Annotated in this window: 17 protein-coding genes and 1 tRNA gene; 7 read left to right on the top strand and 11 right to left on the bottom strand. The window is 73.5% G+C overall.

What is annotated here, in order from left to right; translation table 11 throughout:
• Nucleotides 1-135: 135 nt before the first annotated feature.
• The 3 genes from KRR39_RS12795 to KRR39_RS12785 all read left to right on the top strand — a co-directional run bounded on the left by KRR39_RS12795 (nt 136) and on the right by KRR39_RS12785 (nt 1,597).
• On the top strand, nt 136-813 hold the full coding sequence (locus KRR39_RS12795; protein ID WP_216937399.1) for a sulfotransferase: 678 nt from the start codon (nt 136-138) through the stop codon (nt 811-813).
• Nucleotides 814-915: 102 nt separating this feature from the next.
• Nucleotides 916-1,491 carry a GtrA family protein gene (locus KRR39_RS12790; protein ID WP_216937397.1) on the top strand — a complete coding sequence of 192 codons (576 nt, stop codon included), beginning with the start codon at nt 916-918 and terminating at the stop codon, nt 1,489-1,491.
• Nucleotides 1,492-1,523: 32 nt separating this feature from the next.
• Nucleotides 1,524-1,597, top strand: a tRNA-Ile gene (locus KRR39_RS12785).
• On the opposite strand, the gene KRR39_RS12780 is transcribed toward KRR39_RS12785, so the two are convergent.
• The 9 genes from KRR39_RS12780 to KRR39_RS12740 all read right to left on the bottom strand — a co-directional run bounded on the left by KRR39_RS12780 (nt 1,595) and on the right by KRR39_RS12740 (nt 9,691).
• Nucleotides 1,595-2,104, bottom strand: coding sequence for an alpha/beta fold hydrolase (locus KRR39_RS12780; RefSeq protein ID WP_216937395.1), 510 nt, complete (start codon nt 2,102-2,104; stop codon nt 1,595-1,597). The two genes, KRR39_RS12785 and KRR39_RS12780, sit on opposite strands and share 3 nt — an antisense overlap.
• 17 nt (nt 2,105-2,121) lie before the next feature.
• Nucleotides 2,122-3,006, bottom strand: coding sequence for an aldo/keto reductase (locus KRR39_RS12775; RefSeq protein ID WP_216937393.1), 885 nt, complete (start codon nt 3,004-3,006; stop codon nt 2,122-2,124).
• Nucleotides 3,007-3,103: 97 nt separating this feature from the next.
• Nucleotides 3,104-4,201: a ScyD/ScyE family protein gene (locus KRR39_RS12770; protein WP_216937392.1), complete on the bottom strand. Its 1,098-nt coding sequence runs from the start codon at nt 4,199-4,201 to the stop codon at nt 3,104-3,106.
• A gap of 242 nt (nt 4,202-4,443) precedes the next feature.
• Complete coding sequence (locus KRR39_RS12765) at nt 4,444-5,220, bottom strand: putative protein N(5)-glutamine methyltransferase (RefSeq protein WP_216937390.1); 777 nt, start codon at nt 5,218-5,220, stop codon at nt 4,444-4,446.
• A complete protein-coding gene (locus KRR39_RS12760) occupies nt 5,217-6,470 on the bottom strand; it encodes an anthranilate synthase component I family protein (protein ID WP_254185112.1) in 1,254 nt (417 codons plus the stop codon). Before KRR39_RS12760 ends, KRR39_RS12765 begins: the two co-directional genes overlap by 4 nt.
• Nucleotides 6,467-7,048 carry an anthranilate synthase component II gene (locus tag KRR39_RS12755; protein ID WP_216937388.1) on the bottom strand — a complete coding sequence of 194 codons (582 nt, stop codon included), beginning with the start codon at nt 7,046-7,048 and terminating at the stop codon, nt 6,467-6,469. The genes KRR39_RS12760 and KRR39_RS12755 overlap by 4 nt, the downstream gene beginning before the upstream one ends.
• Nucleotides 7,049-7,084: 36 nt before the next feature.
• The gene (locus tag KRR39_RS12750; RefSeq protein WP_254185111.1) at nt 7,085-7,900 is read right to left on the bottom strand and encodes a DUF72 domain-containing protein; all 816 of its coding nucleotides are present in this window, start codon (nt 7,898-7,900) and stop codon (nt 7,085-7,087) included.
• 5 nt (nt 7,901-7,905) lie between these two features.
• Complete coding sequence (locus KRR39_RS12745; RefSeq protein ID WP_216937386.1) at nt 7,906-9,150, bottom strand: NAD(P)/FAD-dependent oxidoreductase; 1,245 nt, start codon at nt 9,148-9,150, stop codon at nt 7,906-7,908.
• Nucleotides 9,151-9,196: 46 nt separating this feature from the next.
• Nucleotides 9,197-9,691: a GNAT family N-acetyltransferase gene (locus KRR39_RS12740; RefSeq protein WP_216937384.1), complete on the bottom strand. Its 495-nt coding sequence runs from the start codon at nt 9,689-9,691 to the stop codon at nt 9,197-9,199.
• Between the two features lie 130 nt (nt 9,692-9,821).
• Between KRR39_RS12740 and KRR39_RS12735 the strand changes: the two genes are divergently transcribed.
• The 4 genes from KRR39_RS12735 (at nt 9,822) to KRR39_RS12720 (ending at nt 13,657) form a co-directional block, all read left to right on the top strand.
• Nucleotides 9,822-10,865 carry a pirin family protein gene (locus KRR39_RS12735; protein ID WP_216937383.1) on the top strand — a complete coding sequence of 348 codons (1,044 nt, stop codon included), beginning with the start codon at nt 9,822-9,824 and terminating at the stop codon, nt 10,863-10,865.
• A 71-nt stretch (nt 10,866-10,936) separates the two neighbouring features.
• Entirely contained in the window at nt 10,937-11,443 is a 507-nt protein-coding gene (locus tag KRR39_RS12730) for a DUF3145 domain-containing protein (protein WP_216937381.1), read from the top strand.
• A gap of 74 nt (nt 11,444-11,517) precedes the next feature.
• The gene (locus KRR39_RS12725) at nt 11,518-12,528 is read left to right on the top strand and encodes an alpha/beta hydrolase family protein (protein WP_216937379.1); all 1,011 of its coding nucleotides are present in this window, start codon (nt 11,518-11,520) and stop codon (nt 12,526-12,528) included.
• A gap of 64 nt (nt 12,529-12,592) precedes the next feature.
• The gene (locus KRR39_RS12720; protein ID WP_216937377.1) at nt 12,593-13,657 is read left to right on the top strand and encodes an alpha/beta hydrolase family protein; all 1,065 of its coding nucleotides are present in this window, start codon (nt 12,593-12,595) and stop codon (nt 13,655-13,657) included.
• A 7-nt stretch (nt 13,658-13,664) separates the two neighbouring features.
• Here the strand turns inward: KRR39_RS12720 and KRR39_RS12715 are convergent, their stop codons facing one another.
• The gene (locus KRR39_RS12715) at nt 13,665-15,098 is read right to left on the bottom strand and encodes an acyl-CoA carboxylase subunit beta (protein ID WP_216937375.1); all 1,434 of its coding nucleotides are present in this window, start codon (nt 15,096-15,098) and stop codon (nt 13,665-13,667) included.
• Nucleotides 15,099-15,109: 11 nt separating this feature from the next.
• Nucleotides 15,110-16,348 (bottom strand): beta-ketoacyl-[acyl-carrier-protein] synthase family protein, encoded by a 1,239-nt coding sequence (locus tag KRR39_RS12710; protein WP_216937373.1) that lies wholly within the window; start codon nt 16,346-16,348, stop codon nt 15,110-15,112.
• Between the last annotated feature and the right edge of the window lie 140 nt (nt 16,349-16,488).

The raw sequence follows: 16,488 nt of genomic DNA, 5'->3' as shown, positions 1-16,488 counted from the left end.
GTGAGGGTGGACGCCGACGACCGGTGGGATGACATGATGCGGGCGCGCCGTGGTCACGGCGCGCGGCGGACGACGACCTGGGGAGTGCCAGCGGTGACTCGAGCTCGTGGACGGCTCGGACGGACGAGCGCCTCGGTGCGTCGCCGGATCGGCGCGCGGCGCAGCGACCAGCTCGGCTACCTGTTCATCATGACCTACGGCCGCTCGGGCTCCACGCTCGTCCAGGGCATCCTCAACTCGATCCCGGGCTACCTGATCCGCGGCGAGAACCGGGACGCGCTGCACCACCTGTTCGCCTACCACCAGACCCTGGTGAAGGAGGCCGCGCGGGTCACCCGCGAGGACGGCAGCCGGCTCCCGGTGACGCACCCGTTCTACGGGATGGACGACTTCTCCACCGAGGTCTCGCTCGACCGGATCCGCCAGCTCGCGACGGCCACCGTGCTGCGCCCCGAGGCCGGCACCCGGGTCACCGGGTTCAAGGAGATCCGGTGGTACCAGAAGGACCTCCCGGAGTACGTCGACTTCCTGCGCGCGGTCTTCCCCGGTGCCCGGTTCATCGTCAACACCCGGGACCACGAGGCCGTGCTGGCCAGCAAGTTCTGGCGCAACAAGCCCCGCGACGGCCGCCTCGAGCGCAACGAGGAGTCGATCCTCGAGGTCGCCGGCGGGCTCGGCGACGACGCCTTCCGGGTGCACTTCGACGACTACGTGGCGGACCCGGGCTCGCTGGCCGGTCTCTTCGAGTGGCTCGGCGAGCCGTTCGACGAGGCGGCGGTCCGCGACGTGATGACGGTCAAGCACTCCTACTGAGCCGGGCCGGACGCCGCTGCCGGGGTCTGCTGGCCCCCTCTGGCACGATGGAGGCATGAGGCACCAGCGCGCCGGCAGCGAGCCGGTCCCCCGAGGAGCGCAGTGCCGCGCCTCCTAGAGTTCCTCTTCGTCCGGCACCGCCACAACTGGGGCCTGCTGCTCCGCTTCGGCGTCGTCGGCGTGTCCGGCGTGGTGGTGAACCTCGTCGCGCTGAAGCTGTTCGAGCTCGCCGGGCCGTCGTACAACACGGTGTGGCTGGACCTCCCGGCGACGTCCTTCAACATCCGCTGGTACCACGTGTTCATCACCGGGGCCTTCGTGGTGGCGAACCTCTGGAACTTCCAGCTGAACCGCGGCTGGACCTTCCGCAGCGCCGCCAGCTCGTCGTCCTGGCTGGGGGAGTACGTCCCCTTCCTGGTGCTTGGTCTGGGCGCGCTGGTGCTCAACCTGCTGATCGTCACGGTGCTGATGCACCCCGGCTCGCCGCTCGCGCTGCCCACCGACGTCTTCGACGACTCCTCGGCGCTGCGCTCCCGGCTGTCCTGGGCGAACCTGATCGCGATCTGCGCGGTCACGCCGTTGTCCTTCGTGACCAACAAGCTGTGGACGTTCCGCGCGGTGCGTCACGTCGGCCGTCCCGGGGCCACCCGCCCCACCGACTCCGTGCGGGGACGCTAGAGTCGCGCGGGACCCGGTCCGATCGGGGTCCGGGGGCGGTAGCTCAGCCGGTTAGAGCAGAGGACTCATAATCCTTGGGTCGTGGGTTCGAGCCCCACCCGCCCTACGTCGTACGACGCCCGGCCAGCCGTCCGTCCAGCCAGGCGGCGGACTCCTCGACCGAGGCCCTGGGCAGGTCCAGGTGACCACCGGGGTTCTCGACCAGAGTCTTGTCGGCCGAGCCCAGCGCGTGGAAGAGCGCCCGGCAGGCGTCGGGCTCGACGAGGTCGTCGTCGGACTGCACGTAGAACAGCACCGGGGCGGTGACCAGGGGCGCCGAGCCCAGCGGCCCGTCGGCGAGCCCGAGGACGGCGGCGTCGATCCGCGGCTCCGCGGCGAGCAGCGGCAACCCGACCCGGGCCCCCTGGGAGAGGCCCCAGAACCCGACCGGGCCGGCGTGCTCGGCCAGCAGGCCCGGCACCCCGGAGAGGGAGCGCACGACCGCGACCGTGTAGCCGCGGTCGGTCATCCGGCTCGCGCGTGCGACGACGCCGGGCGACGTGTGGTCCTGCCCGCCCCCAGGGGCGAGCAGGACCAGTCCGCGCGGCGCCTCCGCCGGGTCGAAGACGTGCATGCCCTCGGCCCGGGTGCTCAGCTGGCGTCGAGGCGCTTGAGCTCCTCGTCGGACAGCTCGAGGTCGGCGGCGGCGGCGGAGTCGGTGATCGACTGGGGACGCTTGGCGCCGGGGATCGGGATGACCACGGGGGACTGGGCGAGCTCCCAGGCGAGGGCGACCTGCTGGGCGCTGACCCCGCGCTCGTCGGCGATCTCCTTGAAGGCGGGGTGCTTCTCGGCCAGCGCCTTGGCGTCGGACAGCCCGCCGAGCGGGCTCCACGGCAGGAACGCGAGCCCGAGCTCCTCGCACACGTCGATCTCCGGCCGGCTGCTGCGGTAGGCCGGGGAGTACTGGTTCTGCACGCTCACCAGCGCGCCGCCGAGCGCCCGGTGCGCGGCCCGGATCTGGTCGGGGTTCGCGTTGGACAGGCCGAGCATCTTGACCTTGCCCGAGGCGTGGATCTCGCCCAGCGTGCCGATCACCTCGTCGTAGGGGACCTCCGGGTCCGGCCGGTGGTGCTGCCACAGCGCGATCTGCTCGACGCCGAGGCGCTGCAGGCTCGCGTCGACGGCCTCGCGGAGGTGCCGGGCGCTGCTGTCGAGGCCCCACTCGCCGCCGTCGCTGCGGACGTGCCCGCCCTTGGTGGCGAGCAGCACCCGGTCGCGCACCCCGAGCTCGTCGAGCAGGCCGGCGATCAGCTGCTCGTTGGCCCCCTGGGCGCCGGCGCCCTTCTCATCGCCGGGGCCGTAGGCGTCCGCCGTGTCGAACAGCGTCACGCCCGCGTCGAGGGCGGCCCGCACGGTGTCGGCGAGCTGCTCGCGGGGCTGGGCCCCGGTCTGGTCGAAGGTCATCAGGCCGAGCCCGACGGCCCCGACGGAGACGCGTCCTACCTGGTCATTGCCGATCTCTCGTGTCTGCACCCCCAGGTCGTTCCCCGCCGGCCGATCCGAAAACCCCGGCGGGCACGACGGCGCGGTGCCCGGACCGGTGGGGGTCGGGCACCGCTCGCCGTCGGGCTCAGTGGAACGCGCTCTGCCGGACCTGGACGACCTGGCCCTTGTGCTTGAGGCCGACGAAGCTGGCGATGCTCCAGGCCGTGGAGTACAGGTTGCCGTGGGTGTACAGCAGGCCGGTCGGCATCGTCACCTGCGCGTGCGTGATCCGGCCGTGGCTGATCCTGGTGATCCGGCCGACCTTGCGCGGGTCGAATCCGGGAGGCGGCGGGCCGTCGCCGGCCGGGGCGCCGTGCAGCACCTCGGAGACGAAGACCGTGCCGTCGCCGCGGACCGCGATGCCGGTCGGCGAGGTCAGTCCGCGCCAGACCCGCTGCACCTTGCCGGTCCGCTCGTCGAGCTTGTAGACCCGCCCCGCGCCCGGCTGCTCGGCACCGAGGGTGCTGACGTAGACACTGCCCCGCGAGACGGCCACGCCGGTGGGCACCGGGTCGCAGCCGACCGTGCCCGGGTTCGACTGGGCGCCGGGGGCCAGGCAGGCCTTCACGTCCGTGACGGTGTGCGGCACGAAGAACGTCGAGACGCGGCCGCTGCGCGGGTCGACCCGGAGCACGTCGTTCGCGCCGCCGTCGGCGACGATCAGGCCGTAGCGCGACATGGTCATCGCGAACGGGTTGGACAGCGCGTCGACCGGCTTCCCGTCGACGAACTGCACCTGGCCGTCGGGGTTGTGCGCGAGCTCGTACTTGCCGAGGTCGGCGATCACCTTCGTCCCGCGGCCGTCGTACGTCGAGCGCAGGACCGTGCTGGGGCCGTACTTCCCGGCCGGGGCCTGACCGTCCTCGTTCGGGCCGCCCAGCACGGCGAACACCCGGTGCGGACCGGTCGCGACGCCGGCGACACCGGGCGCGCCGTTGATGATGGTGCGCTTGCGACCGTCCAGGAACACCCGCGTGACCTGGCCGGAGACGCTCTCGGCCACCACGAACCCGCGGTGGTCGACCGACCGCTGCAGGCCGAAGGGGCCGTCCAGCCGTGCGGTGATGGTCCTCGCTGCCGGTCGCGCCTCGACCGCGGACGCGGCCGGGACGACGCTCACCGCTCCGGTGGCGGCGACAGCGAGGGCGAGCGAGACCACGCCCGCGCCGGTTCGTGACTTCATCTGGTTCCTCCCCTAAGTGACCACGGCCCCCAGCCCCCGCGGCCGCCGTACCCGACGCTATGAACGTGCACGGCCCTCGGCATGACGAGTTGGGGTGGTTGTCACGTCATGCGTCCGGGTTCGTCTGCGCTCCGGAACCACCCCGTCTCGCTATTGACGACCGGTGCGCTTCGGGGCGCGCCGCAGCAGACCCGGGCGAAGCGTGCGGAACCCTCGCGGAGGGGTCGGCCCTTCACCGCCGGTCAGGGTTCCCGGCGTCCCGTCACGACCGTCGCGCCCAGGTCCTCGGACACCACCACCCGCGGGGCGAGGCCGACGGCGGCGAGCACCTCGCACATCGCCACCGCCTGCCGCTCGCTGGACTCGAAGAGCACGGTCCCACCCGCCACCAGCCACCGCGGCGCCGCGGCGGCCACCCGACGCATCACCTCGAGCCCGTCGGCACCGCCGTCCAGGGTGGCCCGGGTCTCGTGGTCGCGGGCCTCGGGCGGCATCAGCGTGATCGCACCGGTCGGCACGTAGGGCACGTTGGCCATCAGCACCTCGACGTGCCCGCGCAGGTCCGGTGGCAGCGGGTCGAACAGGTCGCCCTCGAGGACCACGCCCCCGACCGCCGCGAGGTTCACCCGCGCGCAGCGTACGGCGGCCGCGTCGACGTCCGCGGCGTACAGCCGCACCGTGCGTCGTCCGGCCAGGGCGGCGCCGAGCGCGCCCGACCCGCAGCACAGGTCGACCACCAGGGGCGCACCGGGCCGCCCGTCCAGCAGCCGCCCGGCCTCGTCCACGAGCAGCTCGGTGCGGTGCCGCGGCACGAAGACCCCGGGCTCGACGACCATCCGGACGCCGCAGAACTCCGCCCACCCGACGACGTACTCCAGGGGCTCGCCGGCGACCCTGCGGGCGGTCATCGCCGCCAGCTCGGCGGGGGACCCGGCAGCGTCGAGCAGCAGCGCGGCCTCCTCCTCGGCGAACACGCAGCCGGCCGTCCGCAGCCGCAGCACCAGCTCGTCCTCGCTCACGCGTCGTTCCCGGGGACCAGCGCGGACTGCAGCCGCTCCGCCTTCCAGCGGGTCTCGGCGTACTCCTCGTCGACGTCGGAGCGGACCGTGATGCCGCCGCCGGTGCCGAGCTCGTAGTGCCACTGCTCGCCGGCCGGGGTCGCGACCAGGGTGCGGATCACCACGCCGAGGTCCGCCCGGCCGTCGGCGCCGACCCAGCCGAACGCGCCCGCGTAGGGGCCGCGCGGCGAGGTCTCGACGTCCTCGACGACCTGCATCGTGCGCAGCTTGGGGGCGCCGGTCATCGAGCCGGCCGGGAACAGCGCACGCAGCGCCTCCACGGTGCCGACCCCGGGACGCAGCCGGCCGCGCACGGTGGAGACGAGCTGGTGCACCGACGCGTAGGACTCGACCTCCATCAGGACCGGGACGGTCACCGTGCCGGGGTCGCAGACCATCGAGAGGTCGTTGCGGAGCAGGTCGACGATCATCAGGTTCTCGGCGCGGTACTTCGGGTCGGTGGCCAGTGCGTGCCGCATCTCCTCGTCCCGCTCCGGGGTGTCGCCGCGCGGCGTGGTGCCCTTGATGGGCTTGGTCTCCAGCCACCGGTCCCGGTCGACGAGCGCGAACCGCTCCGGGCTGGAGGACAGCAGGTGCGTGCCGTGGTGCCGCAGGAACCCGGCGTACGGCGCGGGGCTGGACGCGCGCAGCCGCAGGTACGCCGTGACCGGGTCGACGGGGGAGGCCACCGCCTCGCGGTAGGTCAGGTTCACCTCGTAGCTGTTGCCGAGCCGGAGCTGGCGCTGCACCTCGGCGAAGGCGTCGACGTACCACCCCGGGGTCGTCCGGTCGAGCGCGCGCCGGGGCGCCCCCGCAACCGGACGACCCGGGGGATGGTCGACGAAGAGCGGGTCCCGCACCCGCATCCACACGGCGTCCGGGGCTCCGCCACCGCGGTGTGCCGGCAGGTCGGGCCGGCACGCGTAGCCGAGGTAGCCGACCCAGCTGACCGCCGGGTCGCCGCCGTCGCGCGCCACCTCCGCGGCGAGCGCGCCGAAGACGTCGTCGCCCACCACCTCGCTCCGGCCGTGCTGGTGCCGCGACACCTGCCGCGCGGCGGCGTCGTAGGTCAGGGAGACGTCCTCGTCGCGCAGGAACCCCAGGATCGACCGGCGCCCGGACCAGGCCCGCGACCCGCCGCCGTCGAGCCAGAACATCCGGTCGTACGACGCCGCGAGCTCGACGAAGCGCTGCGCGGGGTCGACGCTCACGGCTGCTCCAGGAACGTGCGCACCAGCTGCTCGCCGTGCTCGGTGAGGATCGACTCGGGGTGGAACTGCACGCCCCACAAGGGCTTCTCGCGGTGCGCGACCCCCATCACCACCCGGCCGTCCGCCCCGTCGCACCAGGCCGTCGCGGTGAGCACGTCGGGCAGCGCCAGGGCGGCGAGCGAGTGGTAGCGCACCGCGGTGAACGGGGACGGCAGCCCCGCGAACACGTCGGTGCCGCCGTGCTCGACCCGGGCCAGCTCCCCGTGGGCCGGCTCGACCTGGCCGACGTGACCGCCGTACGACGTGACGAGGGCCTGCATGCCCAGGCAGACGCCGAGCACCGGGACGCCCAGCTCGAACACCGCCCGGCCGAGCGAGAAGTCCCGCGGGTCCTCGGGGCTGCCGGGACCGGGGGACAGCACGATGTGGCTGAACCCCCTTGCCTGCAAGGCCTCTGTGCTCACCTCGTCGTGCTGCACGACGACCGGGAGCACGCCGGTGACCGCCGCGACGAGGTGCACGAGGTTCCAGGTGTAGGAGTCGTGGTGGTCCACGACGACGACACGGGCACCCGGCATGGCCGTGACGCTACCGCCTCGCCGGAGGCCGCCGGTCTACCCGGCGAGCCGGGCGATCAGCGCCATCGCGTCGTGCGGCGCGCGGCCCTTGGCGTCGTTGTCGAAGTAGACGAACACGTCGAGGCCGTCGGCGTCCCAGCCGCGGCACCTCGCCGCCCAGGCGTCGAGCGCCGGGTCCGTGTAGCCGCTGGCGTAGAGCTCGCGGTCGCCGTGCAGCCGGACGTAGACGAAGTCGGTGGTGAGCTGCTCGACGGCGGGCCACCGGCCGGCGGTGTCGGCGAGCACGCAGGCCACGCGGTGCCGCCGCAGCACCTCGTAGGCCGCCTCGTCGGCGAACGTCGTGCTCCGGAACTCCAGCGCGTGCCGCAGCGGGACGTCCCGCTCGGTGACGGTGAGCGAGCGGCCCTCCTTGACCTTGTCGTCGTGCCGCGACGCCAGGGCGGCCGCCTCGCCCGTGGTCCGCGGCAGGGCGGCGAGGAAGGCGTCCAGCACGGCCGCGTCGAAGCGCAGCGTCTCCGGGAGCTGCCACAGCACCGGCCCGAGCTTGGGGCCGAGGCCGAGGACGCCCGAGGCGAAGAAGTTCGCCAGTGCGGTGTCCACGTCGACCAGCCGTTTGAGGTGGGTGACGTAGCGCGGCCCCTTGACGGAGAACACGAAGTCATCCGGGGTCTCGGCCCGCCAGGCGGCGTACGAGGTGGGCCGCTGCAGCGAGTAGAACGAGCCGTTGACCTCGATCGAGGTGAGCCGGCGCGAGGCGTGCTCGAGCTCGCGGCGCTGGGGCAGGCCGACGGGGTAGAAGTCCCCCCGCCAGCCCGGGTAGCGCCACCCCGCGATGCCGACCCGCACGACCACCCGGGTCAGCCCTTCGCCAGGTCCTCCAGGGACGTCGACGCGTCACCCAGCCGCTCGGGGTCGGCCCGGGTGCCGACGATCGCGTGCAGGTGGTCGGTGGCGTCCCAGTCGTTCGCGTGCATCGCGGCGACCACCCGGCCCCCGGACAGCCAGAACGCGGTGAAGGTGCGGCCCCCGGCCGCGCTGGTGTCGCCGCGGAGCACCACCTCGTCGTAGCCCTCGGGGCCGACGCTGCCGACGTACTCCATGCCGAGGTCGTACTGGTCGGTGAAGAAGTAGGGCAGCCGGTCGTAGGACGGGTCGTGCCCGAGCATGCCGTGCGCTGCGGCCTTGCCCTGCTCGATCGCGGTGTCCCAGTGCTCGACGCGGATCCGCCGCCCCAGCACCGGGTGCTGCGCGTTGGCCACGTCTCCGGCGGCGAACACGTCCGGGTCGGAGCTGGCCAGCCGCTCGTCGACCAGGATCCCGTTGTCGGTCGCCAGCCCGGCGGCCTCGGCGAGCTCGACGTTGGGCGCCACCCCGATGCCGACCACCACCAGGTCGGCCTCGACCGAGGACCCGTCACCCAGGCGTACGACGGCCGCCGCTTGTCCTGAGCCTGTCGAGGGGCTCTTCTCGACGCCGGAGACCTCGACGCCGGTGCGCAGGTCGACGCCGTGCTCGGTGTGCAGGTCGGCGAAGACCTGGGCCACCTCGGGGCCGAGCACCCGCAGCAGCGGCAGGTCCAGCGACTCGAGGACCGTGACGGAGGCGCCGGCCTCCCGCGCCGCGGCTGCCGTCTCCAGGCCGATCCAGCCACCGCCGACGACCACGACCCGGGCGCCGTCGGTGAACGCCTCCTTGAGCCGCTGGCTGTCCTCGATGGTGCGGAGGTAGGCCACCGGGGCGCCGGACTCGTCGGCGATCGGCAGGTGCCGCGGGGACGATCCGGTGGCCAGCAGCAGCCGGGCGTAGGCCTGCTGGCCGTCCCGGGTGCGGACCAGGTGCGCGGCGGTGTCGATCGCGGTGACCTCCTGGCCGAGCCGCAGGTCGACGTCGTTCTCGTCGTACCAGTCCGGGTCGTGCACGAAGACCGACTCGAGCTCGTCGTTGCCCAGGAGGTAGCCCTTGGACAGCGGCGGTCGCTCGTAGGGCAGGTGGTGCTCGGCGCCGTAGACCACGACCTCCCCCTCGAAGCCCGAGGCTCGCAGCTCCTCCACCGCCTTGGCTGCGGCCAGCCCGGCTCCGACGACGACGAAGGTCTCGCTCATGACCGCTCCCGGTGCACTCGACGACTGTTGCTGCCGAGCGTACGACTCAGGCGGGCCGGCGGAGCCCCCTGCGACGCGCGGGAAGCGCCACGACGACCTCGACGACGCCGTCGACGTGCTCCGGGACGCCCTCGAGGCCGGCCCGGCGCACGGTCGGCAGGACCGCGTCGTTGTCGGGCTCGGCCAGGCAGACCAGCCGCCGGTAGCCGCGCTCGTGGGCGTCGCGGGCCACGTCGCGCAGCATCCGCGAGCCGACGCCGCTGCCCTGGTGCCGGTCCTCGACGATCAGCCCGACCTCCAGGAGGTCGGCGGTCAGCGGTCCGGCCGAGGCGAGGCCGACGACCTCGCCGCACTGCTCGGCCAGCACGCTCCAGCCGTTGCGCGGCGAGACGAGCTGGCGGACCAGCCGCTCGGGCACGTGCGTCACCGGCACGTGGAACCGGCGGCGCAGCGTCGTGGGGGAGCAGCGGGCGTGCAGGTCGGTGACGGCGGCGACGTCCAGCGGCGTGGCGTAGCGCGTCCTGACCAGCGAGGTGGTCATCGGTGTTCTCCCAGGGCTCTCGTGACTCACGTGGATGCCCACCCAGCGTGCGGCACGGAGGTTTCGGATCGACCACGACGGTGTTTCGGGCAGGCGAAGAGTGGTTTGACGTCGCTGCCAGACTGGGAGGGTGAGCACGTTCGAGGCCGTCCACGAGCCCCTCGTCGCCCGAGACGTCCTGCTCGGGCGGACCACCCACGTCCGGCGCCTGGTGCCGAACAAGACCCGCCGGATGATCGGCGCCTGGTGCTTCCTGGACCACTACGGGCCCGACGACGTCCGGCAGACCGGCGGCATGTGGGTGCCGCCGCACCCGCACACCGGGCTGCAGACAGTGACCTGGCTGTTCGAGGGCACCGGCCTGCACACGGACAGCCTCGGCTCGCACCAGCTGATCCGCCCCGGCCAGCTCAACGTGATGACCGCCGGCGCGGGCATCTGCCACGCCGAGGTGTCGCCCCCGGACGCCCCGGCTCTGCTGCACGGCGTCCAGCTGTGGGTGTGCCTCCCCGACGCCGTCCGCGACCGCACCCCGCCGGACTTCACGCACCTCGCCGACCTGCCGACCTGGACCGAGCACGGCGTGCGGCTCCGGGTGCTGGTCGGGTCGCTGGCCGGTGAGGCGTCCAGCGCCCCGACGTACACCCCGGTCGTGGGCGCCGAGATCACCCTCGAGCCGGGCGCGGAGGCCACCGTGCCGCTCGACCCGTCCTTCGAGTACGGCGTCCTGGTGGCCCAGGGCGGCGTCCAGGTCGACGGCGTGGGCATCGAGCGCAACGCGATGAGCTACCTCGGCAGCGGGCGGCGCGAGCTGGCGTTCCGGGCGACCGGGGAGGAGGAGACGATCGTGATGCTCCTCGGCGGCGAGCCGTTCGAGGAGGAGATCGTGATGTGGTGGAACTTCATCGGCCGCAGCCACGAGGAGATCGTCGAGCAGCGCGAGGCCTGGAACGGCGACGGGCTGGGCTTCGAGCCACCCCGGTTCGGGGTGGTGCGGGAGTTCGAGGGGGGACCGGCTGCTGGCCCCGCCGATGCCGAACTCCCGCCTGAAACCGCGCGGCCGCTCCGCCTGACCGCGGACGACCCCGACGGGGCTGCAGGTAAAATTGAGGCGAATGTGGCGCGTGAGCCACATCCTGCGCCACAATGGGGGCACAACTTCACCTGTTCGTGAGGGATCAGGACCTCGAGATCCACGGAGACCGCTGGGGAAGGCGTATCTCGCGCCGGATCTAGGAGGCCACGGTGACCACACGAACTGCGACACGGGGCGTGCTCTACGTCCACTCTGCGCCGTCAGCGCTGTGCCCGCACATCGAGTGGGCGGCCGGCGGTGTGCTCGGCAACGCCGTCAGCCTGGACTGGACGCCGCAAGGTGCCCAGGCCGGGACGTACCGCGCCGAGTTCTCCTGGGCGGGCGACGCCGGCACGGCGGCCGCCATCGCCTCGGCGCTGCGCGGCTGGAACCAGCTGCGCTTCGAGGTGACCGAGGAGCCGACCTCCGGCACCGAGGGCTCCCGGTTCTCCTACACGCCCGACCTCGGCGTCTTCCACGCCGTGATCGGCGTGCACGGCGACATCATGATCCCCGAGGACCGGCTCAAGGCCGCGGTGGTCAAGTCCGCGCTCGGCGACACCACCCTCAACAACGAGATCGACAAGCTCCTCGGCAAGCCGTGGGACGACGAGCTCGAGACGTTCCGGTACGCCGGCGACGGCGCTCCGGTGCGCTGGCTGCACCAGGTCGTCTGAGACTCCGGTCACGCCCGGGCGGCACTTCGCGTATTCCCCTGCGCGAAGCGCCCCCACCTCCTGACAATCTCCGCGTGACATCCCGGCTCGCGCGTCTCCTGGTGCTGCTCGCCCTGGCGGGCCTCCTCGCCGCGTGCGCGCCCGCCTCCTCGACGACGCTCGGCGTCCCCGGCACCGCACCGGTCCTCCTCGGTGCCCACAACGACACCTCCACCCCGTTCAACCTGGTCTCGGTGCCGGCGCTCCTCACCCACCGGTACGACGGGCACGGCCTGCGGGTCACCGGCACGCTCCAGCGCGAGCTCGCGTTCACGCGCTACGCGGTGGTCTACCGCAGCGGCGCGCTCAGCGTCACCGGCGTGCTGGTGGTGCCGAACCGTCCCGGGCGGCACCCGGTCGTGGTGATCGCGCACGGCTACAACGCCCCGGCCCGCTACACGTCGGGCTCGATGCTGGTGCGCGAGCAGGTCTACCTCGCACAGAGCGGCTTCGTCGCCTTCCAGATCGACTACCGCAACTACGCCCGCTCGACGCGGGAGAGCCCGGACCCGGTGGCCCGGCCGCTCGGCTACCCGGCCGACCTCGTGAACGCCGTCTCCGCCCTGAAGAAGGCGCGACTGCCGTTCGCCGACGCCTCCCGGATCGGGCTGCTCGGCCGCTCGATGGGCGGCGGCGTGGTGCTCCAGGCCCTGGTCGCCCGCCCGCACCTCGCCCGGGCGGCGGTGCTCTACTCGCCGGTGAGCTCGCTGGCCGCCGACAACTACCGGCGCTGGGTGGTGCCGGACCCGGCGCTGCGCCGGCGGGTCGAGGGCGCCTTCGGGACGCCGGCGTCGCGGCCCGCCTTCTGGCGGTCGGCGAGCTCGCGCAGCTACCTCGACCGGATCGACGTGCCCCTGCAGATCGACCACGGGACCGCCGACCCGGTCTGCCCGGTGCGCTGGTCGGAGGCGACCACCCGCGCGCTGGAGGCCCGCGGCAAGGACGTGACGCTGTACGAGTACCCCGGCGAGGACCACCGGTTCGACCGGTCCTGGCCGCGGTTCATGCACCGCACGGTGACGTTCCTGCACGCCCGGCTCGACTGACCGGTCCGCCGGCACCGGTTCTCGGGCCTGGTCCGGTCCCGTCCGCGGCGGCGATGATGGGCGGGTGCTCGCGCGACGACGGCGTCTCGCCGGCCGGGTCGCGCTGCTCGCCGCCCTGGCCGTCCTCGCGGCCTGCACCGGCGCGGAGGAGTCCCGACGCCCGCCCGGCCGGAGCGTGACACCGTCGGTCCCGTCGCCGTCGCCGTCGCCGTCGCCCGCCCTGGCCTCCCCGTCCCCGACCCGGACGGTGCCGCCTCCCGACCCGGTCTCCGTGCCGGCCCTGTTCACCGCCCGGTACGACGGGCGGGGTCTCGCCCTGCGCCGCACCCTGGCCAGGACGGACGCCTACACGTCGTACTCCGTGACCTACCGCAGCAACGGTCTGCGGATCTCCGGCAAGCTCGACGTGCCGCGCGGCCGGGAGCCGTTCCCGGCGGTGGTGCTGGCGCACGGCTACATCGACCCGGCGGTCTACGTGAACGGTCAGGGCATGCGGCGCGAGCAGGACTGGCTCGCCCGGGCCGGCTACGTCGTGCTGCACACCGACTACCGCAACCACGCCTTCTCCGCCGAGGACCCGACCGCCGAGCGCCGGCTGCGGCTCGGCTACACGACCGACGTGGTCAACGCCGTGCACGCGCTGCGCCGCACGACCGAGGTCGCGGTCGACGACGACCGGGTGGGGCTGGTCGGGCGGTCGATGGGCGGTGGCGTGGTCTACAACGTGCTGGTCGCCCGGCCCGGCCTGGTCGACGCCGCGGTCGTGTTCGCGCCGGTCAGCTCGCGCACCGCCGACAACTTCGACCGCTGGATCCGCGACGACCCGGGGCGCAGCGCGCTCTCGGACCTCCTGCTGCGCCGGCACGGCGATCCGCGCGAGAACCCGCGGTTCTGGCGTCAGGTCAGCCCGCGGCCGTACTTCGACCGGATCACCGAGCCGGTGCTGATCCACCACGGTGCGGTGGACGCGACCTGCCCGCTGCGCTGGAGCCGGGCCACCCTGCGGGCGATGAGGCGCGCCGGCGTGGACGTCCGGCTGCGCGTCTACCCGGGGGAGGACCACGCGTTCGTCGCGCTGTGGCCGCAGTCGATGCGCCGTACCACGGCCTTCCTGCGGGCGAACCTCTGAGGCCGCGTCAGAGCGGGATGTTGCCGTGCGCCCCGCGGTGCACGAGGCCGGCGCCGGCGATCGCCCTGGCCAGCGCGGTGCGGGTGGCCGAGGGCTCCACGACCTCGTCGACCACGCCGATCTCCACGGCCTTCTCGACGCCGCCGGCGATCCGCTCGTGCTCGGCGGCCAGCTCGGCCTCGACCTGCGGGCGGATGTCCGGCGCGACCTCGAGCAGCTTGCGGCGGTGCAGGATCCGGATCGCGGCGACCGCACCCATCACGGCCACCTCGGCCCCCGGCCACGCGAACACCTTGGTGGCGCCGAGCGAGCGGGAGTTCATCGCGATGTAGGCGCCGCCGTAGGTCTTGCGCGTCACCAGCGTGACCCGCGGCACGACGGCCTCGCCGAACGCGTGCAGCAGCTTCGCCCCGCGTCGTACGACGCCGTCCCACTCCTGGCCGACGCCGGGAAGGTAGCCGGGTACGTCGACCACGACGATCAGCGGCACGCCGAACGCGTCGCACATCCGCACGAACCGGGACGCCTTCTCGGCGGACAGCGAGTCCAGGCAGCCCCCGAGGCGCAGCGGGTTGTTGGCGATCACGCCGACGCTGCGACCGCCGAACCGGCCGAGCGCCGTGACGATGTTCGGCGCCCACTTGGCGTGCACCTCCTGGGTGGTGCCCCGGTCCAGGATCGCCTCGACGAGCGGGTGCACGTCGTACGCCCGCTTCTTGGACTCCGGCAGCATCTGCGAGAGGTCCACGTCCTCGACCGCGGACACGTCGAGCGTGCCCTGCGCGCCGAGCAGCGTCGCGACCGTGCGGGCCCGGTCGATGGCCTCCTGCTCGGACTCGGTGAGGATGTGCACGACGCCCGAGCGGCGGCCGTGCGGCTCCGGTCCGCCGAGGCGGAGCATGTCGACGTCCTCGCCGGTGACGGAGCGGACCACGTCGGGGCCGGTGACGAAGATCCGGCCCTCCGGGCCGAGGATCACCAGGTCGGTCAGCGCCGGGCCGTAGGCAGCGCCGCCGGCCGCGGGGCCGAGCACGACGGAGATCTGCGGGACCTTGCCGGAGGCCTGGGTCATCGCGTGGAAGATCTCACCGACGGCGTGCAGCGACAGCACGCCCTCGGCCAGCCGGGCGCCCCCGGAGTGCCACAGGCCGACGATCGGGGCCTGGTCGGCGAGGGCGCGCTGGTAGGCGTGCACGACGACCTTGCAGCCGACCTCGCCCATCGCGCCGCCCATCACCGTGGCGTCGGAGCAGAACGCCACCACGTGCGTGCCGGCCACCTTGCCGACGGCGGCCAGCATGCCGCTGCCGTCGTCGGGGGTGATCAGCTCGAGCGTGCCCTCGTCGAACAGGGCCGCGAGCCGGAAGTTCGGGTTGCGGGGGTCCTGCTCGCGGGGGAGCTTGGCGGGCTTGGCGACAGGTGCCGCCGGCGCCTGGGTCATCGGGCTCCTCGTCAGGCGGTGGCGAAGGCGACGGCGACGTTGGAGCCACCGAAGCCGAAGGAGTTGTTCAGCGCCGCGAAGTCGCCGGCCGGCAGGTCGCGCGGCTTGGTGGCGATGTCGAGCTCCACGGCGGGGTCCTGGTCGTCGAGGTTGATCGTCGGCGGGACGACCCGGTGGTAGACCGCGAGCACGGTGGCCAGCGACTCGAGCGCCCCGGCACCGCCGAGCAGGTGGCCGGTCATCGACTTGGTGCTGGTGACCACGACCTGGTCCCAGTGCGAGCCGAGGGTGGCGTGGATCATCAGGCCCTCGGCGATGTCGCCCTGCGGGGTCGACGTGGCGTGCGCGTTGATGTGTCGGATGTCGGTGGCCGACAGGTCGCTCTCCAGCAGGCAGCGGGCGATCGCCCGGGCGCCGCCCCGGCCCGCGGGGTCGGGCTGCGCGATGTCGTGGGAGTCGTCGGTCAGGCCCGCGCCCTTCACCTCGGCGTAGATCCTCGCGCCGCGCGCCAAGGCGTGCTCCTCGGACTCGAGGATCAGCACGGCCGCGCCCTCGCCGAGCACGAACCCGTCGCGGCCCACGTCCCAGGGGCGGGACACCGTGGTCGGGTCGCCCTCACGCTTGGACAGCGCCATCATCTGGCCGAAGGCGGCCATCGGCAGCGGGTGGATCGCGGCCTCGGTGCCGCCGACGACGACCACGTCCGCGCGGCCCAGCCGGATCTGGTCCACGCCGAGCGCGACGCCCTCGTTGCCCGACGCGCAGGCCGAGACCGGGCTCTGCACGGGGCCCTTGGCGTTGACGTAGAGGCCGACGTTCGCGGCCGGCGCGTTCGGCATCAGCATCGGGACCGCGAGCGGGGAGACGCGGCGGTAGCCCTTCTCCTTGAGCACGTCGTAGTTCTGCAGCAGCGTCTGCACGCCGCCGATGCCCGAGGGCAGCGCGACGCCGGTGCGCTCCGGGTCGGGCGGGGAGACGTCGAGGCCGGCGTCCTTCCAGGCCTCCATGGCGGCCACGAGCGCGAACTGGGTGGAGCGGTCGAGGCGGCGTGCCTTGACCCGCTCGAGGACCTCGGTGGGCTCGACCGCGGCGACGCCGGCGATCTTCACCGGGATCTGGTCGGCCCAGTCGTAGGGCAGCGTCTTGACGCCGGACTGGCCGGCGAGCAGGGCGGCCCAGGTGCTGGGGACGTCCCCGCCGACGGGGGAGGTCGTGCCGAGTCCGGTCACGACGACGCGTGTGGCGCTCATGGTCTGTTCACCTCAGAGGTGTCGTGCGGGCTGCGCTGGGGCGGCCGCGGTGTGGTCGGTGTGCTGCTGTGCTGCTGTGCTGCTGTGCTGCTGGTCTGCTGTGCTGCGAGGTCGAGCTGTGGACGGTCCTCCGACATCGG

The sequence above is a fragment of the Nocardioides panacis genome (assembly GCF_019039255.1).
GTDB classification, from domain to species: Bacteria; Actinomycetota; Actinomycetes; order Propionibacteriales; family Nocardioidaceae; genus Nocardioides_B; species Nocardioides_B panacis.
Note: the sequence above shows the minus strand (reverse complement) of the source record. Positions and strands in the feature narration are given on the sequence as shown.

What these genes read in the sequence shown, in the direction of transcription:
- KRR39_RS12755 (WP_216937388.1), bottom strand. Translation starts at nt 7,048, where the DNA reads ATGCCGGGTGCCCGTGTCGTCGTCGTGGACCACCACGACTCCTACACC.
- KRR39_RS12740 (WP_216937384.1), bottom strand. Translation starts at nt 9,691, where the DNA reads ATGACCACCTCGCTGGTCAGGACGCGCTACGCCACGCCGCTGGACGTC.
- KRR39_RS12770 (WP_216937392.1), bottom strand. Translation starts at nt 4,201, where the DNA reads ATGAAGTCACGAACCGGCGCGGGCGTGGTCTCGCTCGCCCTCGCTGTC.
- KRR39_RS12715 (WP_216937375.1), bottom strand. Translation starts at nt 15,098, where the DNA reads ATGACCCAGGCGCCGGCGGCACCTGTCGCCAAGCCCGCCAAGCTCCCC.
- KRR39_RS12710 (WP_216937373.1), bottom strand. Translation starts at nt 16,348, where the DNA reads ATGAGCGCCACACGCGTCGTCGTGACCGGACTCGGCACGACCTCCCCC.
- KRR39_RS12745 (WP_216937386.1), bottom strand. Translation starts at nt 9,150, where the DNA reads ATGAGCGAGACCTTCGTCGTCGTCGGAGCCGGGCTGGCCGCAGCCAAG.
- KRR39_RS12780 (WP_216937395.1), bottom strand. Translation starts at nt 2,104, where the DNA reads ATGCACGTCTTCGACCCGGCGGAGGCGCCGCGCGGACTGGTCCTGCTC.